Below are 20,843 nucleotides of genomic sequence, written 5' to 3'. Positions count from 1 at the left end.
CGATGACAACAATAAGGAAAACCGCCATGCGCCGCCCGTTGTTCAAACCGGCCCTGCTCTGCCAAGTCCTTGCCCTGGGTGCTGTTCTGCTGGCTGCCGGTCCCGCCGCTGCCAGCATCGCCTGGGTCTCCAACGAAAAAGACAACAGCCTGAGCCTGATCGACATGCAGAGCCTGGAAGTCATCGAGACCTTGCCCGTGGGCCAGCGCCCCCGCGGCCTGTTGCTGTCCCATGACAATCGCCTGCTCTACATCTGCGCCAGCGACTCGGACCGGGTCCAGGTGATGGACGTCGCCACCCGCAAGATCATCAAGGAACTACCCTCCGGCAAGGACCCGGAGCAGTTCGCCCTGCACCCCAACGACCGCTGGCTGTATGTCTCCAACGAAGACGATGCCCTGGTCACGGTGATCGACACCCAGACTTCCGAAGTGCTGGGCCAGATCGGCGTGGGTGTCGAGCCCGAAGGCATGGCCGTCAGCCCCGACGGCAAGTGGGCGGTCAACACCAGTGAAACCACGAACATGCTGCACTGGATCGACACCAGCACCCAGACCCTGGCCGACAACACCCTGGTGGACCAACGGCCACGTTTCGTCGAGTTCAATCGCGACGGAACGCAGCTCTGGGCCTCGGCGGAGATCGGCGGCACCCTGACCGTGCTCGACGTCGCCACGCGCCAGGTGCTCAAGACCCTGGCGTTCCAGATCAAGGGCGTGCATCCGGACAAGGTGCAGCCGGTGGGCATCAAGCTCAGCGCCGACGGCAAGCTGGCGTTCGTCGCCCTGGGCCCGGCCAACCATGTGGCCGTGATCGACGCCAAGACCTTCGAAGTGCTGGACTACCTGCTGGTGGGCCGACGGGTCTGGCAACTGGCGTTCACTCCGGACCAGAAGCGACTGCTGGCGACCAATGGCGTCAGTGGCGATGTCTCGGTGATCGATGTAGAGAGCCGCAAAGTCCTGAAGTCGGTGAAAGTCGGGCGCTACCCTTGGGGCGTGGTGGTCACGCCATGAATGCCCTGGAGGTCAGTGACCTGAGCTTTGCCTATGGCCCGCGCGAAGCCCTCAGGCAGATGAATTTCAGCCTGCCCGTCGGCCGTTTCGCCGCGCTGCTGGGGCCCAACGGCGCCGGCAAGTCGACGCTGATCGCCCTGCTCACGCGCCTGTACGACCTGCAACGCGGCGATATCCGCGTCGGCGGCCACTCCCTGCACAAGTCACCACGACCGGCCTTGCGCCAGTTGGGCGTGGTGTTCCAACAAAGCACCCTGGACCTGGACCTGAGCATCGAACAGAACCTGCGCTATCACCTGGCGCTGCATGGTTTTTCGCGGCGCCAAGGCAGCGCCCGCATCGATGCCGAACTGACCCGCCAGCACCTGACCGAGCGCCGCCACGAGCGGGTACGCGACCTCAATGGCGGGCATCGACGCCGGGTGGAAATCGCCCGCGCCCTGCTCCATGAGCCGCGCCTGTTGTTGCTGGACGAACCCAGCGTCGGCCTCGATCCGGCCAGCCGTCTTGCCCTCGGCCTGCACATTCGGCAACTGTGCAGCGAACAGGGCATCAGCGTGCTCTGGACCACTCACCTGCTGGACGAAGTGCAACCCAGCGACGATCTGTTGATCGTGCACCAGGGCCGCCTGGTCGCCAGCGGCCAGGCCGACGCGGTGAGCCTGGAACATGGTGGCTCCCTCGGTTCGGCCTTCACCCATTTGACCGCCTCGGGAGCCCGGCCATGAACGCGTATTGGCACTGTTTCAGCGGCATCGTGGTGCGCGAATGGCTGCGCTTCGTGCTGCAACGCACCCGGCTGCTCAGCGCCCTGGTCCGGCCACTGTTGTGGCTGCTGGTGTTCGCCGCCGGCTTTCGCGCGGCGCTCGGCATCGCCATCATCGCCCCCTATGACACCTACATTCCCTACGAGGTGTACATCGTGCCGGGGCTGGCCTGCATGATCCTGTTGTTCAACGGCATGCAGGGCTCGCTGTCGATGGTCTACGACCGGGAAATGGGCAGCATGCGCGTTCTGCTCACCAGCCCCCTGCCCCGGGCTTTCCTGCTGGCGAGCAAGTTGCTGGCGACCTCGCTGATCTCACTGCTACAGGTTTATGCCTTTCTCGCCATCGCCTGGCTGTACGGCATCCAGCCACCGACCATGGGCCTGCTGCTGGCCTTGCCAGCCTTGCTACTGGTGGCCCTGATGCTCAGCGCCCTGGGCTTGTTGTTGTCCAACGCCATCCGGCAACTGGAGAACTTTGCCGGGGTGATGAATTTCGTGATCTTCCCGATGTTCTTTCTGTCCTCGGCGCTGTACCCACTGTGGAAAATGCAGGAAGCCAGCCCCTGGCTGTATTGGCTCTGCGCGGTGAGCCCGTTCACCCATGGCGTGGAATTGGTGCGGTTTGCCTTGTATGAGCAGTTCAACCTCCTGGCGATGGCGGTATGCGTGGGGTTGACCCTGGTGTTTGCGCTGCTGGCGGTGTGGACCTTCAATCCGCAGCATGCGGCGTTGCGCAAGGCCAGTTGATCCTGCCCTATCCCAATATCCCTATGGGTGGAAAACCTGTGGGAGCGAGCTTGCTCGCGACAGCGGCGGATCATTCAGCAATGATGTTGACTGACACACCGCTATCGCGAGCAAGCTCGCTCCCACAAGGGTTCTGAGCAGGGCCCCATGGCTGAAATTACTACTTTAGTACCGGTTTTCCTGTCTATGGTCGCATTCACAAGACCTCGACCCTGGCATGTAATGGGCGCATAACAAAAAGGATAAATCCTATGCCCCGTTTGCTGGCGATCCTCTTGCTGGGCCTGGCGTTGAATGTCGCCCAGGCCGAGACCGCGCTGTTTTCAGCGCAGGGCTACCGCATCGCCCAATACCGCAGCCCCACGCCCGCCACCGTCGACGGCGCCCAGACCCTCGACACCCAGGCCCTGCAACGCCTGCTCGGCCAAGCCTCGCCCCCGCTGCTGATCGACGTTTATCGTCGTCCGTGGGTCCAAGGGCGTTTCATCGACAACGAGCCCCACGCCAACCTCCCCGGCAGCCTGTGGCTGGCCAATACCGGTGATGGCGATCTCGACCCGACCTGGCAGGACTACTTCAGCCATCACCTGCGCACGGCCACCGGCGGGCGGCTGGATCTACCACTGGTCTTTTATTGCCGCGCCGATTGCTGGTTGAGCTGGAACGCGGTAAAACGCGCCGCTGCCATGGGCTATAAGCAAGTGTACTGGTATCGCGATGGCCTCGATGCCTGGGAGGCGGCCAACCTGCCCCTGCAGGCCGCCCACCCCGAACCCTTTCCCTGATTTTGCAAAGAAATGCGCGCAACTGCCCTGCCCCACACGACAATAACGAGGTGAATGGCCATGTATAAAATCCTGATAGCCGACGATCACCCACTGTTTCGCGAAGCCATCCACAACGTCATCAGCGACGGTTTTCCTGGCAGCGAGGTCATGGAAACCGCCGACCTGGACAGTGCCCTGGCATTGACCGCCGAGCACGATGACCTGGACCTGATCCTGCTGGACCTGAACATGCCCGGCATGCACGGGCTCAATGGCCTGATCAACCTGCGCAACGAAGCACCGACCATTCCCGTGGTCATCGTCTCCGCCGAGCAGGACAAGCAAGTGGTGCTGCAGGCCATCACCTATGGCGCGGTGGGCTTTATCACCAAATCCTCGCCACGCTCACAGATGACTGACGCCATCGAGCAGATCCTCAACGGCAACGTGTACCTGCCGCCGGACATCATCCGCACGCAAAAGAGCCCGGTGGGTCGGCGCCTGAACGAAACCCCGGCGTTCCCGCCGGAATTGCTCCAGGCCCTGACCCGCAAGCAACTGCTGGTGCTCGAACGCATGACCAAGGGCGAGTCGAACAAGCAGATCGCCTACACCCTGGACATCGCCGAAACCACGGTCAAGGCCCACGTCTCGGCGATCCTGCGCAAGCTCAATGTGCACAACCGGGTGCAGGCGATCCTCAGTGCCGGGGACATTGATTTCGGGGCTTATTTGCGGCGTTGAACCGGTCCCCCCTGTTTGGACCGGGGGACATGGTTAACACTTTCCTGTGGCGAGGGGATTTATCCCCGCTGGGGCGCGAAGCGGCCCTAAAACCTGACAATTTAGTACGTCTGACAGGTCCTGGGGCTGCTTCGCAGCCCAACGGGGATAAATCCCCTCGCCACAAACGGTGTCCGGCTCAATGGTTCGGGAGCTGGCCCAACAGATGACTCATCGCAATCTTGAGCTTCATCGGCCGCACCGGCTTGTGCATCAGGGTGTGCCCGCGCTCGCGGATCTGCTGCTTGAGTTCGTTGCTGTAGTTGGCGGTGATCATCATGGCCGGGATCGGTGAGGCCCGGCGGGCGTTGATCCGGGCCACGGCATCGACGCCGTTCTGATCGTGGTCCAGGTGGTAGTCGGCGATCAGCAGGTCCGCCTCGGCGTGGTAGTTGTCCACCTGGCGGGCCAGGTCCTGTTCCGACAGCGCGGTCACCACCCGACACCCCCAGCCTTCCAGCAAGGTGCGCATGCCGGCGCAGATCGCCGCATCGTTGTCCAGCACCCAGACCCGTGCCCCGCGCAGTCGTTCGAGCATGGGCTCGCTCATGTCCAGGCACGGCAGCGGCTTGGGCGCGGTGGCACTCAGCGGCACGTCGATGGCGAACATCGAGCCCTTGCCCGGCCAGGAGCGCACCTGGATCCGGTGTCCGAGGATCCCGGCAATTTTCTCGACAATCGCCAGGCCCAGGCCCAACCCACGGTCCTGGTTCGGGCGCTGCACGTCGCCGCGCTTGAACTCCTGGAATATTTCCTCCAGGCGGTTCTCGGCGATGCCGATGCCGCTGTCCCAGACCTGGATCGACACCCGCTGGCGATGTCGGCGACAGCCCAGCACCACCCGCCCGCTGGGGGTGTAGCGAATGGCATTGCTCAGCAGGTTACGCAGGATCCGCGCGAGCAATTGCATGTCGCTGCGCACCAGCACCGAACAGCCGACAAAGTGCAGTTCCAACCCTTCGCTGCGGGCGATCTGGGCGTATTCGGCGGCCAGGTTGTCCAGCAACTCACTGAGGCCGAACGGCGCGACATCGGCCTTGATCACCCCGGCGTCCAGCTTGGAGATGTCCACCAGGGTGCCCAACAGGTTCTCCACGTCCTGCAGCGAATTGCTGACGTTGCGCACCAGTTGCGCGTTGGCCACCGGCTCGCGGCGCTCAAGCAAGGCACTGGTGAACAACCGGGCAGCGTTGAGCGGTTGCAGCAGGTCATGGCTGACCGCCGCGAGGAATTTGGTCTTGGACAGGTTGGCCTGCTCGGCCTCGCGCTTGGCTTCGCGCAAGCGCAATTCCACCCGGCTGCGCTCGTCGATTTCGCGCAGCAACTGGTCATTGAGCGTGGTCAGTTCGGCGGTGCGTTCCTGGACCCGCTGTTCCAGGTTCTGGTAAGCCTGGTGCAAGGCTTCGGCGGTGCGGCGGCGTTCAGTGATGTCGCGGATCAACACGAAAATCCCGACCACTTCGCCATTGGCCAAACGGTTCGGCACGTAGGAGCGCAGCATGTAACGCTCCTGGTTGTTGATGTTGGTCTCGGCGAATTCGAACGTCACGCTCTCACCCGCCAATGCCCGTGCCACGTAGGCTTCCAGGCGCTGGTAATGTTGCTCGCTATGGGCTTCGCGCAGGCTCTGGCCGAGCATCACGCCACGGGGCCAGCAATACCATTGCTCGTAGACCTTATTGGTGAACTCGTAGACCAGGTCGGCGTTGAGGTAGGCGATCAGCGCCGGCACATGGTCGGTGATCAGGCGGATCCAGCGCTCGCTTTCGCTCAGTGCCTCGGCGTGCTGGTAGCGCTCGGTGATGTCGGTGAAGGTGTTGACGTAACCGCCGGTGGGCAACGGATGCGTGCGAATCTCCAGCACCCGGCCATCGGACAGGCGTTGCTCGCATTCGTGGATCAGCCGGCCGTTGCTGTCGCGGCTGGCCGGGGTCAGCAGTTGCAACTCACTGTCGGCAATCACTTCGTTGAACGGCCGGTGGGCCGCCACCGGCGCCAGGCCGCTGAGCTCGAGGAAGCGCCGGTTCCACAGCTCCAGCACACCTTGGGCGTTGACCATCGCCACGCCCTGGGACAGGTTGTCCACCGCCCGCTGCAACAGATGGGATTTCTGCGCGATGGCCTGCTCGCGGCGCACGGTTTCGCTGAGCTTGACGTCGGTGATGTCGGTAAACAGGATCACCCGCCCGCCTTCCTGGGTCGGCCGCTCGCTGACTTGCAGCCAACGCCCGTTCTGCAAGCGATACAGCACGTGCTCGTCGGCCTGGCCCCGGGGTTCTTCGCTGAACAGCCCGTTGGCGGTCATCAGGCGCTTGACCTCGGACAGGCGCATGCCGGCGATAATCCGCACCCGGCTGTTGGCCCAGAAGGCCTTGAAACGGCTATTGAACAGGACGATGCGTTGTTGCTCGTCGAACAGCACAAACGCGTCGGAGATGCTTTCGATGGCGTCGATCAGGTGTCGATGGGCGGTTTCCGCCCGCAGCCGCGCCTCGCCCAGCAAGTGATTGCCAGCCTTGAGTTCGGCCATGGCCTGGTTCAAGGCATCGGTGCGCTCACGCACCTGCTCGGCCAGCACCACCGAGTGTTGGAACGCCGCGTAGGGGTCGTTGCCCCGGGTGACGCCAGACTCCACCCGCTCGATCAGCGCCTCGTTGATGCGCCGCAATTTGCGGTTTTCGTGCTGCAGGCTGGCGAGCTGGGCCTGCAGGTCAGCGATGGCCGGGGACGCGATGTCGGGCAATGGCAACTCCGGTGAACGTCTGGTTGATGTGCATGCCATTGAACTGTTCTCCATAGGTGTTGAACCCCATCACCCGTTGTTCCCGCAAGAACTGGCCGATCTGCTCCAGGCCGCCACGATCTTCCGACTCCAGGCGCCGGAGGAAGCAATCGCAGCCGATGGTCAGCAACAAGTCGCCGAGGCGCGCCTGCAAACCGTCGAACAGCGTTTGCAGGTTGTGCAGCAAGGGACCGGGAGTCATCGCGGTGAGGACAATGCCGTTCTCCACCGCACAGTAGAAACTCAGGCTCAAGTCCGGGTGCACCTGCTGGATCGCCCGCACGTAGTACTGGTCATTGACGCGCACGGCCAAGGGATGGGCGGCGAACACCCGGTAATCGAGCGCGCTCACCGGCACGCCAATGTGCCGGGCATATTCCTCGGCGGCGGGTTCGGCGTTGAGCTCATAGACCCGTCGCGAGGCGCTGTCCGCACCGGTCACCACCAGCTTTTCCTGGCGGGGCAGGATGTGGTGGGTAGTGAAGACTTCGAATTCCAGCCAAGTGTTGATCAGCACCACCACGGCCGCGCCGCTGTGGAATTGGCCTTCGAAGTAGACGTGGGTGTGGGTCAGGTAGTTGTCATCGCCGGCCGAACCGCCGAAATGCGGGATATCCCCCAGGGCGGCGCTCAAGGCCGCCAGCACCATTTCCTCGCGGCTGGACAAGCCATCGAGCAGGGTCAAGGCGAAACTATGCCCCTTGATCGGCGCCAAGGCGTTGCTGCGACAACCGCTGGCCAGGCGCTCGACCATTTGCTGGGCGTCGATCAGGCTGAAGTGTTCCATTTCCCCGATCAGCTCGGCGGCAATGGAAAAGTGCCGATGATCGAAACCCACTGCCGTCACACAGTTGCGACCGTAACCCTGGGGGGTGATTTCCCCGGCGCTGGTACAGCCCACCAGGCGAATCCCGCCGAAACTCTGGGACAGTGCCTGGCCCAGGGCCGGCAAGTCGTATTCGGCGGAACAGAAAAACAGCACGAACCCCAGGTGCGGGTGCAACAACTGCCGCGCCAGTGCCTGGGCCACCTGCTGGACGTCGCTCGCCTGGGACATGGCGCTCACCACACCTTCGCTCTGGGCCTGCTGCATCGTCGCCTCCGGCGGGTGCGTGATAGGAGCCCTGAGTGTACGAAGCCGCGCCGGCTCCACGAATGCTACTTGGGTAGCGGGTGGACGCTTCCATGGGATGAGAACGCTTCCACAAGCTCCCTCGCCACCAAAAGAGCGGTTCGGTGCACGGGCATCAGTGCCCATTGGCGCCCAATCGGCATCGGGAGGTCCTTAGCCCGGGGAAAAACTGCGAAGCTGTTCTCAGGTCGGTTGTCCGGCGTAAATTTTTATCGCACGAGAATGGACGAACCCGGTCGCATACATAATTGTCAACGTTACGACCCAGGCTCCATGCTCTGCGTGACGCCGTTTCGTCTGAAAGCCCCAATGCGTTAAGCAGACGCCCACAAGGAACGCTCCATGCCCGCAAGCTCCGGCCCCGCCACCGCCTCTTCATTGCCGCACGCCACCGGTTTCGTCCGGGTGCGTGGCGCCCGCGAACACAACCTCAAGAATGTCGACGTGGACATCCCTCGCGATGCCCTGGTGGTATTCACTGGCGTGTCGGGTTCTGGCAAGTCGTCGCTGGCCTTCTCCACGCTCTATGCCGAAGCCCAGCGTCGTTACTTCGAATCCGTCGCGCCTTATGCGCGGCGCCTGATCGACCAAGTGGGCGTACCGGACGTGGACAGCATCGAGGGCCTGCCGCCGGCAGTCGCCTTGCAACAACAACGCGGCACCCCCAGTGCCCGTTCATCAGTGGGCAGCGTCACCACCCTGTCGAGCCTGATTCGCATGCTTTACTCCCGCGCCGGCAGCTACCCGGCCGACCAGCCCATGCTCTACGCCGAGGACTTCTCACCCAACACGCCCCAGGGCGCCTGCCAGGAATGCCACGGCCTGGGCCGGGTCTATGAAGTGACCGAAGCCTCCATGGTGCCAGACCCATCGCTGACCATCCGCGAACGTGCCGTGGCTGCCTGGCCCATGGCTTGGCAAGGCCAGAACCTGCGGGACATTCTGGTGACCCTGGGGTATGACGTCGACATCCCATGGCGCGACCTGCCGAAAAAGCAACGGGACTGGATTCTCTTCACCGAAGAAACCCCCACCGTTCCCGTCTACGCCGGCCTGACACCGGCCCAGACCCGCGCGGCCCTCAAGCGCAAGCTCGAACCCAGTTACCAAGGCACGTTCAGCGGTGCCCGGCGCTACCTGCTGCACACCTTCATGCATTCCCAAAGTGCCCAGATGCGCAAACGCGTGGCGCAATACATGCGCGCCAGCCCGTGCCCGGTGTGCGAGGGCAAACGCCTCAAACGCCAAGCGCTGACCGTGACCTTTGCCGGCCTGGACATCGCCGAGCTGTCGCACCTGCCGCTGCTCGAACTGGCCGAGGTGCTCAAGCAGGTCCTGGCGCCCGACTACCTTGCACAGGCCGAAGAAACGGGAGACGTCCTCAGTCACCGGCAAACCCGCGAGGCCCGTGAGCAACGCGCCGCCAGGGGCGACAATCCCCATGCGGGCGGGCCCGACGCCCGCCACACACCCAACCTCTCCCTGGAAAAACGCCTGGCCGCCCAACGCATCGCCGCCGAGCTGCTGGAACGGATCGTCACGCTGATCGACCTGGGCCTCGGCTACCTCGCCCTGGAACGCAGCACGCCGACACTCTCGTCCGGCGAATTGCAACGCCTGCGCCTGGCGACCCAGCTCAATTCCCAGTTGTTCGGTGTGATCTACGTGCTGGACGAGCCCTCCGCCGGCCTGCACCCGGCCGACAGCGAAGCCCTGTTTGGCGCCCTGCAACGCCTCAAGGCAGCGGGTAACTCCGTGTTTGTGGTCGAACATGACCTCGATACCATGCGCCGCGCCGACTGGCTCATCGACGTGGGCCCGGACGCTGGCGAACAAGGCGGGAAAGTCCTCTACAGCGGTCCGCCGGCAGGCCTTGGCCAAGTGCCGGAATCACGCACCCGCGCCTATCTGTTTGGCGAAGGACACACCGCGACACGCAGTCCACGAGCACCCAAGGATTGGCTGCGCCTGGAAGGCATCACTCGCAACAACCTCGACAACCTGAACGCGGCCTTCCCGTTGGGCTGCTTCACCGCCGTGACCGGTATCTCTGGCTCAGGCAAATCCAGCCTCGTCAGCCAGGCCCTGCTGGATCTGGTCGGTGCCCACCTGGGCCAGGCCAGCCCCAGCACCGAACCCGACGAGCAAAGCCTGGAAGACGAACCCGTGCAAACCAGCTCAGGGCGCGTTGTCGCCGGGCTCGATGCGATCAAGCGCCTGGTCCAGGTGGACCAGAAACCCATCGGCCGCACCCCGCGCTCCAACCTCGCCACTTACACCGGGTTGTTCGACCACGTGCGCAAACTGTTTGCCGCCACAGAACAGGCGCAGGCACTGGGATTCGATGCCGGGCGGTTTTCCTTCAACGTCGCCAAGGGGCGTTGCGAAACCTGCGAAGGTGAAGGCTTCGTCAGCGTGGAGTTGCTGTTCATGCCCAGCGTATACGCGCCCTGCCCCACCTGCCACGGCGCCCGCTACAACCCACAGACCCTGGAGGTTCGCTGGCAGGGCCTGGACATTTCCCAAGTGTTGCAACTGACCGTGAACCAGGCACTCGAGGTGTTTGCCGAACAAGCGGCGGCCAGGCGTTCGTTGCAAGTGCTGCAAGATATCGGACTGGGCTACCTGCGCCTGGGGCAACCGGCCACGGAGCTGTCCGGCGGAGAAGCCCAGCGGATCAAGCTGGCGACGGAACTGCAGCGCAAGGCCCGGGGCGCAACCCTGTATGTGTTGGATGAACCGACCAATGGGCTGCATCCCCAGGACGTGGATCGCTTGCTGGTGCAGTTGAATCGCCTGGTGGAGGAAGGTCATACGGTGGTTGTGGTGGAACATGACATGCGGGTGGTGGCGCAGAGTGACTGGGTCATCGATATCGGCCCGGGAGCTGGAACCCAGGGCGGAAACGTGGTGGTTTGCGGGGCTCCGGCGACGGTGACGAAATGCCGGGAGAGTCGAACGGCGGCGTTCCTGGAACGGGCTTTGCGCGATGAAAAATAAAGGTTTTTTAATGTTTCCGCTGTTGCGAAAAAGCTGTCTATACTGTCCTCCAGTTAATCGTTTCAGTAGTCGTAATTAACTATAACCTCAGGGGCAAAGGGCTGAGGTTACACCAGCAAGGACGCAAAATGACATCATCTCAATTGAGAGAGCAGGCATTACATGGCGACATGAAGGGGTATTATCGCGCCCTGAAGCGAACCCCGATGAACCGGAAAACCCCACCCGATACTCCAGCCCCTTTCGCAGCCCCGACAACGGTCACTAAGCAGCGTGTGGGTATTGCTGCCAACGCTATAAAACCTCCCTCCTCCGCTTGGCGAATATCAACGTGAAGCCTTTGCTACCTACAGGTACTCACATTAATATTTTTCGAGCGCGCCCACTATGCTCAAGCCCATTTCAAGCCACCTGCTCAATTTAATTCAAGAGGTGGAGAATAGTATCCCAGGAAAAAGCCACGAAGAGTATACCGAGATACTAGGCTGGATATTCTCGAAACTAGGGCTTGAAAAGTTTGCTTATGTTCACTTGGAGCCCATCTCCTTCGACAATTCAAAGGTCTCCATCCACAGCAACTATCCCGCCGAATGGGTGGACACCTACCGCAAGAATTCGCTGCACAAATCAGACCCAGTGATGGCCAACACAGCCATTACCGCCACGCCTTTTTTCTGGGATGAAATCCCACAAGAAATCGACAACAATCCGGAAATATTTGATCAATCCGCATCCTATGGCATCAAGCAAGGGTTCACTGTTCCGATTCATGAGCCTGGCAGATCGTTCGGCTCCGTTCACTTCTCCTCGGAAGAAAATGATCCCGATTTCCCAACCATTGTCAGGGAAAACATACTCATTATTCAAACGCTCAGCATCATCGCCAACCAGCACCGCCCGGTTGAGACCGTTGTAGAGAGCACGCTCAAGCTATCGCCCAGGGAAATTGAATTCCTGCATTGGCTTGCGCTTGGCAAAAACTATAAGGAAATCGGTTTGATCATGAATATCACCGAACGAACAGTGAAATTTCATGCCAAGCAAATGACTGAAAAAATGGAGTGCACCAATGTCAAGCAGGCCATGTTCAAAGCGGCGCAGTTGAACCTCATCTAAATCGTTTTACATTCAAGCTCACTTACTACCCAGCCCTGCCCCCAACTCGCACGCGATGCCTCAACCTCAATACCAGAGCACAATCAGACGAAATTCACCTGGGATGCGATATTGAAAAGCATGCCGCAGGCGAACAACCCAATCACCAAAGAAATGGCTCGATTTAAAAATCGTCCAGATACAATTGCATGAAATTTTCGGCCACAAAAAGCGCCAATGGCGATCCACACAAGCCCTACCGGAAAAATAATAGCTGTAAATAGCAAAATGAATGACAGCCAGTTATCCAGCGACAGAAATGTGCCCGCCGGTGCAACGAAAGAAACAAAAAACAGCCCCTTGGGATTTGTCAGCGTTGCCACAAACAAATCCGGAACGGTAATCCCCGCTGTTGCACCCGGCGCATGCTCTTTGACCGAAAACCACAGCTTCAAGGAAATATAAAACAGAAAACACACAGCAAACATCTTGGTAGCGATCACCACCCACGAGTGCTCGGTCATCAGTAAGTCAATGAATACTCCCCACATCGTCATCTGAATAACGTATGCCAACCACTCGGCTGCGACGAAGCGCATCGAACGCGTGTTGAGCCCTCTACTGATGCCAGCTTGCAACAATAATGAATTCGTCGGTCCCGGAACCAACAACACGGTCAACAACGAAAGCGCAATATAATTCATAGCATCCATCCATATCAGAAGCCTGTACGGCTCATTTTCAGGGTCAGATCAATCCGTCATCTTTCCACATGACTTCAAGCACAGTGACATGAAGTCAGCCATTTCAGTCATACGAGGTCATACAACCAATCTAAATAGAGCAATCACACTAGACCAACATCAATGTGCCACACACTAAAAACCACTCGCCTATCGATATCCACTGGATTTACATCCGATGAATCAACCACGAAAGAAAGTCATCATAACCATTGCTAGATGACCGTTTGCTTACAAATGCTGGACTCTATCTGAGCGCGTCAATTTTTTGAACAACACAATATCAATCAGTTACGATGGGCATTTTTCTCGTCGTCAAAAAAACAATAAATCGAGCCCAGTAAGAATCATGTAAATCCACTCGACCGACACCTGTTTGCCACCATGCCGCACCTATACTTTTTTGGATTCGCAGCGATACAAATCCACAACTAACAAGCCCACCCACAATTTATAAGCCACTCGCAAAATCGCACCCACTAATTAGGCTGCACACTCTATAAATCAAAGACTGTACTTTAGGACAGTTGAAATACCCTAGTGCAAAGTTAACAGTAGCTTCACCTGCAGCCAAGAAGTCGCATCCATGAACTACTCCCCATGCACCTATGGATTTTCCGGCGTATCCACCAGCATCGTAAGCTACTCAAAAATCCCTCTTAACACCCTCGAACAAATACTGTCCATTCGCAAACTCGCTTTCATAGATCGAAAGAAGTGGGACATTGAAAGTTATCAAGGCAGCGATTATGAGTGGGATGAATACGACGATCCCGACGCGATCTATATCTACGCCCATGAACACGAGCGCGTCACCGGTTGTGTTCGACTCCGCCCCTCCAGCAAACCCACACTGATGAGTGGCCCCCTGAGCTTTATCCTTCCAACCGAAAAAACCAGACCGCACCCTGGCCACTGTTGGGAAGCCACAAGATTTGCACTTTCAACTAATAATTTCCCCACGGGAAAACTCACCCGAGCTAATGTAGACATTCGCACAGCGGCACTTTTCCTGTCAATGATTAAGTTCGCCCAACAACAAAAAATACACGCCTATGAAATCGTCGTAGACACCCTGATGGAAAAAATCCTGAAGCGCTCTGGCTGGCCAATTGAAAGACTCAATACGGCACTAGGCTCGAAGGGAGAACATATAATTTACGGCACCTTGCCCTGCACGCTCAAAACTTATGACGAGGTCCTCGCCAGGAACGCCATCAACCGAGCAACGGTGCTTACCAATCCCCTCATCACACACCGCTCGTCAGATACACTCCATAAATCCTTGGATACTGCCCAGATACTCCCCGCTCGAAATATTCCGGCAAAGATACCCATGCACACTGAGCTGCAGTTTTAATCAAATAATTGGATGATTTTGGAGAAAGGATGAACCTACAACGATTATTCCCGCACGTTGGTAAAGTCATTGCCAGTACAGGCAGTCGCAATTTTCCGCGCATGTTGCACGACCTGATACTCACGGAAATACCCGTGGACGCAACACATATTACCGAACAACGGATCGGTACAAGTAATATGTCTGAACCCAGCACCTCCAGCATCGGTTGCGTCGGCCTGGACAACGCTTGCGTCGGTGCGCTCATGGACACGCATACCGCCAAGCCCTTTTTCCTGGCCGACGACATACTCTTTGAAGATGCGGCATCGCAGAAAATACCCAACTTTTCCCGCTGCCTGCTCAAGTGCGAGCGCCCGGAAAAATCCCCCGGCCACAGCACGACGACGCAACTACACCTGTCGACCCGAAAGAATGGTCGTCGTTATGTGCTGTCCATCTATCGATCGCCTCTTTCAAAGGGATTTACCGCACAGGAACATGCATTATTGAAAGACTTCTCCTGTCTTTTATTGCCCATGGTCGAGGAGCACGTGGCAGCCCTCGTTCCACCGGAATCCACTCGGCAGGACCCTTTCCTGGCATTGGACGCTTCGGAAAACGGCGGCATGGAAGCACTGCGCCAACGGTTCGCCGATCGATTGCTATTGTCGGGATTGAGTCTGTCTTCCCGCGAAACGGAAGTGTGCGTAGGTTTGCTGGCCGGGCGCACTGCCCCCGAACTTGCCGAGCAACTGAACCTGAAGGTCAATACAGTCGAAAGTTATCTCAAGCGCGCAGCCATAAAGATGGGGATTGGTGGGCGTCGTTCGCTGATCCGCTGGATGCATTCGATGGATGCCACACCGGCTCACATGGAATGGAATGGCAATAGCCCGATCCAACAAGCCGTATAAACCTACCCCCAACGATTGCTCGTTCACTGACCGAATCGAGTACTTGTTGGGGGAATATTGTTTTACCCCTCAAACTTCCTCTAGCGCACCGTCTTCTATCGGCGATCGAGTGCGACGCTTCAGCCATTCAAGCGCATCGTCCACGTAAGTGAAAATCACCGGTACCACCAGCAGGCTCAACAACGTCGACGTCAGCAATCCCCCCATGACCACCACCGCCATCGGTTGCCTGAAACTCGGGTCCTCGCCCATTCCCATCGCCGTCGGCAACATCCCGGCCCCCATCGCGATGGTGGTCATCAGGATCGGCCGGGCACGCTTGTGGCACGCATCCACCAACGCATCGTATCGACCCAGGCCATAATCGCGGCGAGCCATGATGGCGTACTCCACCAACAGGATGGAGTTCTTGGTCACAATGCCCATCAACATCAACAAGCCGATGACCGAGGACAGGGAAAAACTGAAGTTGCACACCAGCAAGGCCAACAACGCGCCACCCAGCGAGAGCGGCAAGGCCGAAAGAATCGTGGCCGGTTGCAAGAAGTCGTGGAACAACAGCACCAGGACTGAATAGATACAAAACACGCCGATGGCCATGGCCAGGCCGAAGCTGGCGAACAACTCCGTCATCAGTTGCAATTCGCCCTGCTCCACCAGTTTCACTTCAGCTGGCAAGCTGCGCATCACCGGCAGTTGGCGGGCCTCGGCCATGACCTCACCCAGGTTGCGACCGTTGAGCTCGATAGACAGGGTGACATTGCGCAGGCGGTCCAGTCGGCTGATTTGCGCCGGCCCACTGCCCATGCTGATATCCCCCAACGAGGCCAGGGCGACCTGGCCGTCTCGACCGGTTACCCGCAATTGGCTGATCGCCTGCAAATCGTCGCGCAACAGCGAATCCATGCGCACCCGCACGTCCACCTGTCGCTGGGACAGATTGATCTTGCCCAGTTGCGAGGAGTATTCGCCGTAAGTCGCCATACGCAAGGTGTCGGCGATGTCCTGGCTGGTGATACCCAATTCCGCTGCCCGGGCAAAATCCGGCCGCATCTGGATTTCCGGCCGTTGCAAGGCGCTGCTGGACGAAACATTGCCGATTCCGCGCAACCCACGCAACTGGGCCTCAAGGGCGCCGGCCGTGCGCTCCAGCAGATCGCCGTCATCGCTGGCGAGCACGATATTGAGCTTCTCTCCGCTGCCATCGCCGCCAACATTGATGCGTACTCCTGGAAGTGTGCGCAACACCTGGCGCATCTGCGCTTCGACCTCCACCTGCTTGCGATCGCGCACATTGCGAGGCGCCAGCTCCACCGTCAGGATCGCATCGCCGGCGCCAGTGATATCGCCAGGCCCGGTACCCGAACTGCTGGCGGTCCCCACCGAGCTGAACACATGCGTGACGTCGGGGAGTCCGCGCAGTCGTTCGCTGGCCTGCAAGGCCATCGCGGTGGTGTGTTCCAGTGTCGTTCCTGGCGGCAGCTCCAATGTTATCTTGCTGCGGCCGGTGTCCTGCGCCGGCAGGAAGCTGGTGGGCAGCAACGGAACCAGCGCCAGGGCCCCGACGAAGCACAGGCCGGCCAGGCCCATCGTCGTCTTGCGCCAAGTCAGGCTGGCATGAATCCAGCCCAGGTAGCGGGTCATCAACGGGCTGTCATGGGCGACTTCATGCCTTGCCTTGAGGAAATAAGCCGCCATCATCGGCGTCAGCAGCCGCGCCACCAGCAGTGAAAACAGCAGCGCCGCCGACGCGGTCACGCCGAACTGACGGAACAGCTTCCCGGCGATCCCCCCCATGAACGCCGTGGGCAGGAACACTGCGACCAGGGTGGCCGTCGTGGCGAGCACCGCCAGACCGATTTCATCCGCGGCCTCGGTGGCGGCCTGAAGCGGGGTTTTGCCCATGCGCAAATGCCGCGCGATGTTCTCGATCTCGACGATGGCATCGTCCACCAGCACACCGATGACCAGCGCCAGGGCCAGCAGGGACACGGCGTTGAGGGTGAACCCGGCCAGGTACATCACGCCAAAGGTGGGGATGATCGACAGCGGCAGTGCCGTGGCGACGATAAGCGTGGCGCGCCAGTCTCGCAGGAACCACCAGACCACCAGTACCGCCAACAACATGCCTTCGTACAGCAAATTCATCGAGTCGTGGTAGTTGGCGAGCACGGCCTTGACCGTGTCACTGGCTTCAACGATCTGCACGTTGGGATGCTGTTGTTCAAACGCGGCCATGGCCTTGCGCACGTCATTGGCGACGCCGACATCGGAGAACCCCAGGGAACGGGTGACCTGGAAACCGATCACAGGCCTGCCATCGCGAAACGCCCGGGTGCTGCGTTCGGCGTGGGTGTCGCGAATGTCGGCCAACTGCCCCAGGGCGAGCAAGCGGCCGTCGCCGCTGGGAATGTCGATGGCACCGAGGCCCGCCGGATCGTCAATGGCCCCCAGGGTCCGCATGGCTTGCTGGCCGCTGCCCAGATTGCCCTGGCCGCCGGAGTTGTCCTTTTGCATCGCCCGCAACTGGTTGGCGATGTCCGTGACGCGAATGCCCAGGCCCGCCATCAGGGCCGGGTCGAGATTGACATGGACTTCCCGGTCGACACCGCCCATGCGTGCGATCATTGCCACTCCGGGCACCGCCAGCAGCTGTTTGCTCAACTCATTGTCGACGAACCACGACAACGCCTCTTCATCCAGGTTATCGGAGTCGATGACATAGGTCAGCAATGCCGAGGCGCTGGTGGTCAGCCGGGAGACCGAGGGTGTGTCCAGGCTCGCCGGCAACTGCGCCATGGCACTGTCGACCGCGTTACGGACTTCGTTGAGCGCCTCGTTACCATCCTTGTCGATGTCGAAGCTGACGCTGATATTGACGGCACCGTCGGTGATGGTCGTCGTCACGTGCTTGAGCAGGCGCAGGGACGTCAGTTTGTCCTCGATCTTGCGCGCCACTTCCGTTTCCAGTTGCTCCGGGGCCGCGCCTTCCAGCGAGGCGCTGATCACCACCACTGGCAGGTCCATGTCCGGGAAATCCTGGATGGCGAGCTTCTCGAAACCCGACAGGCCAAACAGCGTCAGCAGAATGAACAGCATGACGGCCGGGACCGGATGGCGGATCGACAAGGCGGAAATGTTCATGGCTGGGCGACCTGGGATTGAACGAGGGTCACACTCGCGCCATCGTTGAGGAACGCACCGCCAGCACGCACGATTCGGGCAGGCTCATCGAGGCCGCTGAGGATCTCCACGGCCTGATGCAAGCGCCGGCCGACCACCACCGGTCGCTGGACCACGCGCATGTCGTCATTGAGCGTGAACACATAGGAACGCCCGTCCCGCAGGATGACGGCAGTGTCTGGCACCGTGACGGCCTCGCGGGGCGCCAGCTCGATCTGGCCGCTGGCATACATACCGGCCTGCGCGGCGCTGTCGGTGGGCAGGGAGACGTAGACCAATCCCCGGCTGGTCTTGGTATTCAACGTGGGCGATACCAGCCGCACGCGCCCTTCCAGGCTCTGGCCGTCGGGCAACGTCATACGGGCGACCTGGCCAGGCTGAACCTGGGCCAGTTGCCGGGCATCCAGCTCGGCCTGCCATTCGATGCGGCCATCGCGCACCATGCGAAACAGCTCGTCACCGGCGGAGAGCACCTTGCCAAGCAGCGCCGTGCGCGCCGAAATGACGCCATCGTCCACGGCGAGGATGCGGGTTTGTCCGAGCCTGATCCGCGTGCTCTGCAATTCGGCACGGGCGCCGGCCAGGTCAGCCTCGGCGAGCGCGACCTTGATCCGGTAGTCTTCACGCTGTTGCTCAGACAAGGCCCCGCCCTGCCCGACGACCCGGGCCCGACGATCATTGGAGCGGGCCTGCTCCAGGTTGGCGCCAGCCTGGGCGACGAGCGCCTTCTGCTTGTTCTCCTCGGCAATCACCGTTTCGCTGGCCAGCGTGGCCAGTAATTGGCCTTTCTTCACCCGGCTACCCACATCGGCTTCGATGCTGGCGATGCGCAGATTGCTGGTCTCGGCATTGATGACCGCTTCCTGCCAGGGGGCGAGCGCGCCATTGGCAAACAGTAACTGCGGCCAGATCTGGCGTTGCGCCTGGACGACTTCCACGCTCAAGCTGCTGACCTGGGGGGCAGCCTCGACCGGTTCAGCGCCCCGGCGAAAATAGATCAGCGCCACCACGATCGCACACACCGCGATCGCCAACGCGAACTTGCCTGATCGCGACCTCACGCGCCGTCCCCGCCCGAGGCCCGACTGCGCGCAAGGGGCTGACCGGCTTGCCAGCCGCCCCCCAGTGCCTTGTACAGGGCGATCCAGTAGCGCACTTGATTCTGCTGCAAGGTGATCAATTCAATCTCGGCTGTCAGCGCCTGGCGACGTGCGGTTTCCCGGTCCAGGAGGCTGACATTGCCGGCCTGCCAACTGCGGTCGATGGCCTCGAACGATTCCCGGAAGCCTGCGGTGGAACGCTCCACATCCGACTCCCGGCGACGGGCCGCATCGAGACGCACCAGCGCCTGCTCCACTTCCATCACACCGGTGCGCAGCGTTTGGCGATAGACCGCCAGGGCCGCTTCATACGAGGCCTTGGCACCCTCCACTGCCGCGCGCCGCTTGCCACCGTCGAACAGCGGAACCGACAGCACAGGGCCCAGCGACCAGGAACGGTTGCGCTGGCCCACCATGGTTCCTACGGAAATCGTCCCGGAAAGACTCAGGCTCGGCAGGCGATCAGCCTGAGCCACGCCGATCTCGGCATTCGCCGCTGCCAGCTCGCGCTCGTCGGAGGCGATGTCCGGGCGTTGGCGCAACAAGTCGGCCGGAACCTCCTGCACGTTGAGTTCGGCCGGCTGCGGCAGTTGCGCAGGCGTGTGGCCCAACACATCCAGCAGTCGCCCTTCATCACTGCCTGTCAGTGCCACCAGGCTCTTGAGCAGCACCTGGCATTCACTCTGCTGCTGGACCAGGGTCGCGGCGCTGCTGGCGGCACTGGCATCGGCCAACGCGGCGTCGGCGGAAGACGTGAAGCCCGCCCCGAACGACTGACGCGTCATGCGCGCGGTGTCTTGTTGTGACTGGGCCTGGTCACGGTAAGCCAATACCAACTTCTGGCAGCCACGGTATTGCACGTAGTAATCACCCACCTGGGCCGCCAGGGAAACCCTTGCGTCATGCCAGTCATCCACCCGTGCTTCGACGCGGGAGTTGGCGGCTTCATTGTTGCGGCGCAACTTGCCGAACAGATCGAGTTCCCAGGCGGCATCCATCGCTGCAGAAGAGCCAGAGCCCCCCTGGCGCTGCGAACCGGTCTGCTGCCCACCTCGGCCACCGGACACCCTGGCGTCGAACTTGGGCAAGGCATCGGCGGCGTCACTGTCGGCGGTCGCACGGGCCAGCGAGATATTCGCCCAGGCCTGGTCCATGGACGGGCTGTCGGCTTCGGCCAGGCGCAACAGCTCGGCCAATGCCGGGTCATCGAATTGTCGCCACCAGTCGGCCAACGCGGCCACGGACGCGCCATGGGGCACCGGTGCCTGCCACTTGGCGGCGATCGGGACGTCTGGCACCCGATAGTCGGGGCCCAATACGCAGCCACTCAAGGCCGCCGCACACAGTGTCACCAGCAATATGCTCTCTGGAGGCTTGAAGACATGCATAGGGTTCTCTAGGGGTGTCAAAGGTGAAAACAGCAAGGCACCCGGCACCGGCACAACTCAGGGAGATGGCGGATTATTAACG

The 20,843-nt window shown here is 60.7% G+C and carries 15 protein-coding genes; 9 read left to right on the top strand and 6 right to left on the bottom strand.

The genetic code is table 11. The annotated features are described in order from the left end of the window. The first annotated feature begins 26 nt into the window (after positions 1-26). From BLQ55_RS21425 to BLQ55_RS21405, 5 genes are all read left to right on the top strand, one after another. Positions 27-1,016, top strand: a complete 990-nt coding sequence (locus BLQ55_RS21425) for a YVTN family beta-propeller repeat protein (RefSeq protein ID WP_092256813.1) — start codon at positions 27-29, stop codon at positions 1,014-1,016. Beyond that, entirely contained in the window at positions 1,013-1,744 is a 732-nt protein-coding gene (locus BLQ55_RS21420) for an ABC transporter ATP-binding protein (protein WP_092200602.1), read from the top strand. Before BLQ55_RS21425 ends, BLQ55_RS21420 begins: the two co-directional genes overlap by 4 nt. Next, entirely contained in the window at positions 1,741-2,532 is a 792-nt protein-coding gene (locus tag BLQ55_RS21415) for an ABC transporter permease (protein WP_092256811.1), read from the top strand. Before BLQ55_RS21420 ends, BLQ55_RS21415 begins: the two co-directional genes overlap by 4 nt. A 251-nt stretch (positions 2,533-2,783) precedes the next feature. After that, entirely contained in the window at positions 2,784-3,317 is a 534-nt protein-coding gene (locus BLQ55_RS21410) for a PQQ-dependent catabolism-associated CXXCW motif protein (protein ID WP_092200596.1), read from the top strand. A 60-nt stretch (positions 3,318-3,377) separates the two neighbouring features. Next, a complete protein-coding gene (locus BLQ55_RS21405; protein ID WP_072405723.1) occupies positions 3,378-4,043 on the top strand; it encodes a response regulator transcription factor in 666 nt (221 codons plus the stop codon). Between the two features lie 178 nt (positions 4,044-4,221). Here BLQ55_RS21405 and nahK read toward each other — a convergent pair whose 3' ends face one another. Together nahK and nosP are read right to left on the bottom strand one after the other, a co-directional pair. After that, positions 4,222-6,864, bottom strand: coding sequence for a hybrid sensor histidine kinase/response regulator NahK/ErcS' (nahK, locus tag BLQ55_RS21400; RefSeq protein ID WP_256326633.1), 2,643 nt, complete (start codon positions 6,862-6,864; stop codon positions 4,222-4,224). Beyond that, positions 6,794-7,957 (bottom strand): nitric oxide-sensing protein NosP, encoded by a 1,164-nt coding sequence (gene nosP / locus BLQ55_RS21395; RefSeq protein WP_092256808.1) that lies wholly within the window; start codon positions 7,955-7,957, stop codon positions 6,794-6,796. The genes nahK and nosP overlap by 71 nt, the downstream gene beginning before the upstream one ends. Before the next feature lie 381 nt (positions 7,958-8,338). Here nosP and BLQ55_RS21390 point away from each other — a divergent pair, with 381 nt between their 5' ends. Continuing rightward, a complete protein-coding gene (locus tag BLQ55_RS21390) occupies positions 8,339-10,996 on the top strand; it encodes an excinuclease ABC subunit UvrA (protein WP_092200587.1) in 2,658 nt (885 codons plus the stop codon). Between the two features lie 387 nt (positions 10,997-11,383). Beyond that, the gene (locus BLQ55_RS21385; protein WP_092200584.1) at positions 11,384-12,112 is read left to right on the top strand and encodes a helix-turn-helix transcriptional regulator; all 729 of its coding nucleotides are present in this window, start codon (positions 11,384-11,386) and stop codon (positions 12,110-12,112) included. Positions 12,113-12,195: 83 nt separating this feature from the next. Here BLQ55_RS21385 and BLQ55_RS21380 read toward each other — a convergent pair whose 3' ends face one another. Beyond that, positions 12,196-12,795, bottom strand: a complete 600-nt coding sequence (locus tag BLQ55_RS21380; RefSeq protein WP_092200582.1) for a LysE family translocator — start codon at positions 12,793-12,795, stop codon at positions 12,196-12,198. Between the two features lie 625 nt (positions 12,796-13,420). Here BLQ55_RS21380 and BLQ55_RS21375 point away from each other — a divergent pair. Together BLQ55_RS21375 and BLQ55_RS21370 are read left to right on the top strand one after the other, a co-directional pair. Then, on the top strand, positions 13,421-14,194 hold the full coding sequence (locus BLQ55_RS21375; RefSeq protein WP_092256805.1) for an acyl-homoserine-lactone synthase: 774 nt from the start codon (positions 13,421-13,423) through the stop codon (positions 14,192-14,194). A 29-nt stretch (positions 14,195-14,223) separates the two neighbouring features. Beyond that, on the top strand, positions 14,224-15,090 hold the full coding sequence (locus BLQ55_RS21370; protein ID WP_092164972.1) for a helix-turn-helix domain-containing protein: 867 nt from the start codon (positions 14,224-14,226) through the stop codon (positions 15,088-15,090). 69 nt (positions 15,091-15,159) lie between these two features. Here the strand turns inward: BLQ55_RS21370 and BLQ55_RS21365 are convergent, their stop codons facing one another. From BLQ55_RS21365 to BLQ55_RS21355, 3 genes are read right to left on the bottom strand one after another with little or no spacing between them, the layout of a single operon-like run. Then, positions 15,160-18,234, bottom strand: a complete 3,075-nt coding sequence (locus tag BLQ55_RS21365; RefSeq protein WP_092256802.1) for an efflux RND transporter permease subunit — start codon at positions 18,232-18,234, stop codon at positions 15,160-15,162. Continuing rightward, on the bottom strand, positions 18,231-19,334 hold the full coding sequence (locus tag BLQ55_RS21360) for an efflux RND transporter periplasmic adaptor subunit (protein ID WP_371128548.1): 1,104 nt from the start codon (positions 19,332-19,334) through the stop codon (positions 18,231-18,233). The genes BLQ55_RS21365 and BLQ55_RS21360 overlap by 4 nt, the downstream gene beginning before the upstream one ends. Beyond that, entirely contained in the window at positions 19,331-20,761 is a 1,431-nt protein-coding gene (locus BLQ55_RS21355; RefSeq protein WP_092256800.1) for an efflux transporter outer membrane subunit, read from the bottom strand. Before BLQ55_RS21355 ends, BLQ55_RS21360 begins: the two co-directional genes overlap by 4 nt. Positions 20,762-20,843 lie beyond the last annotated feature (82 nt).

It is taken from the genome of Pseudomonas sp. NFACC13-1, assembly GCF_900104425.1.
Lineage (GTDB): Bacteria > Pseudomonadota > Gammaproteobacteria > Pseudomonadales > Pseudomonadaceae > Aquipseudomonas > Aquipseudomonas fluorescens_AA.
Note: the sequence above shows the minus strand (reverse complement) of the source record. Positions and strands in the feature narration are given on the sequence as shown.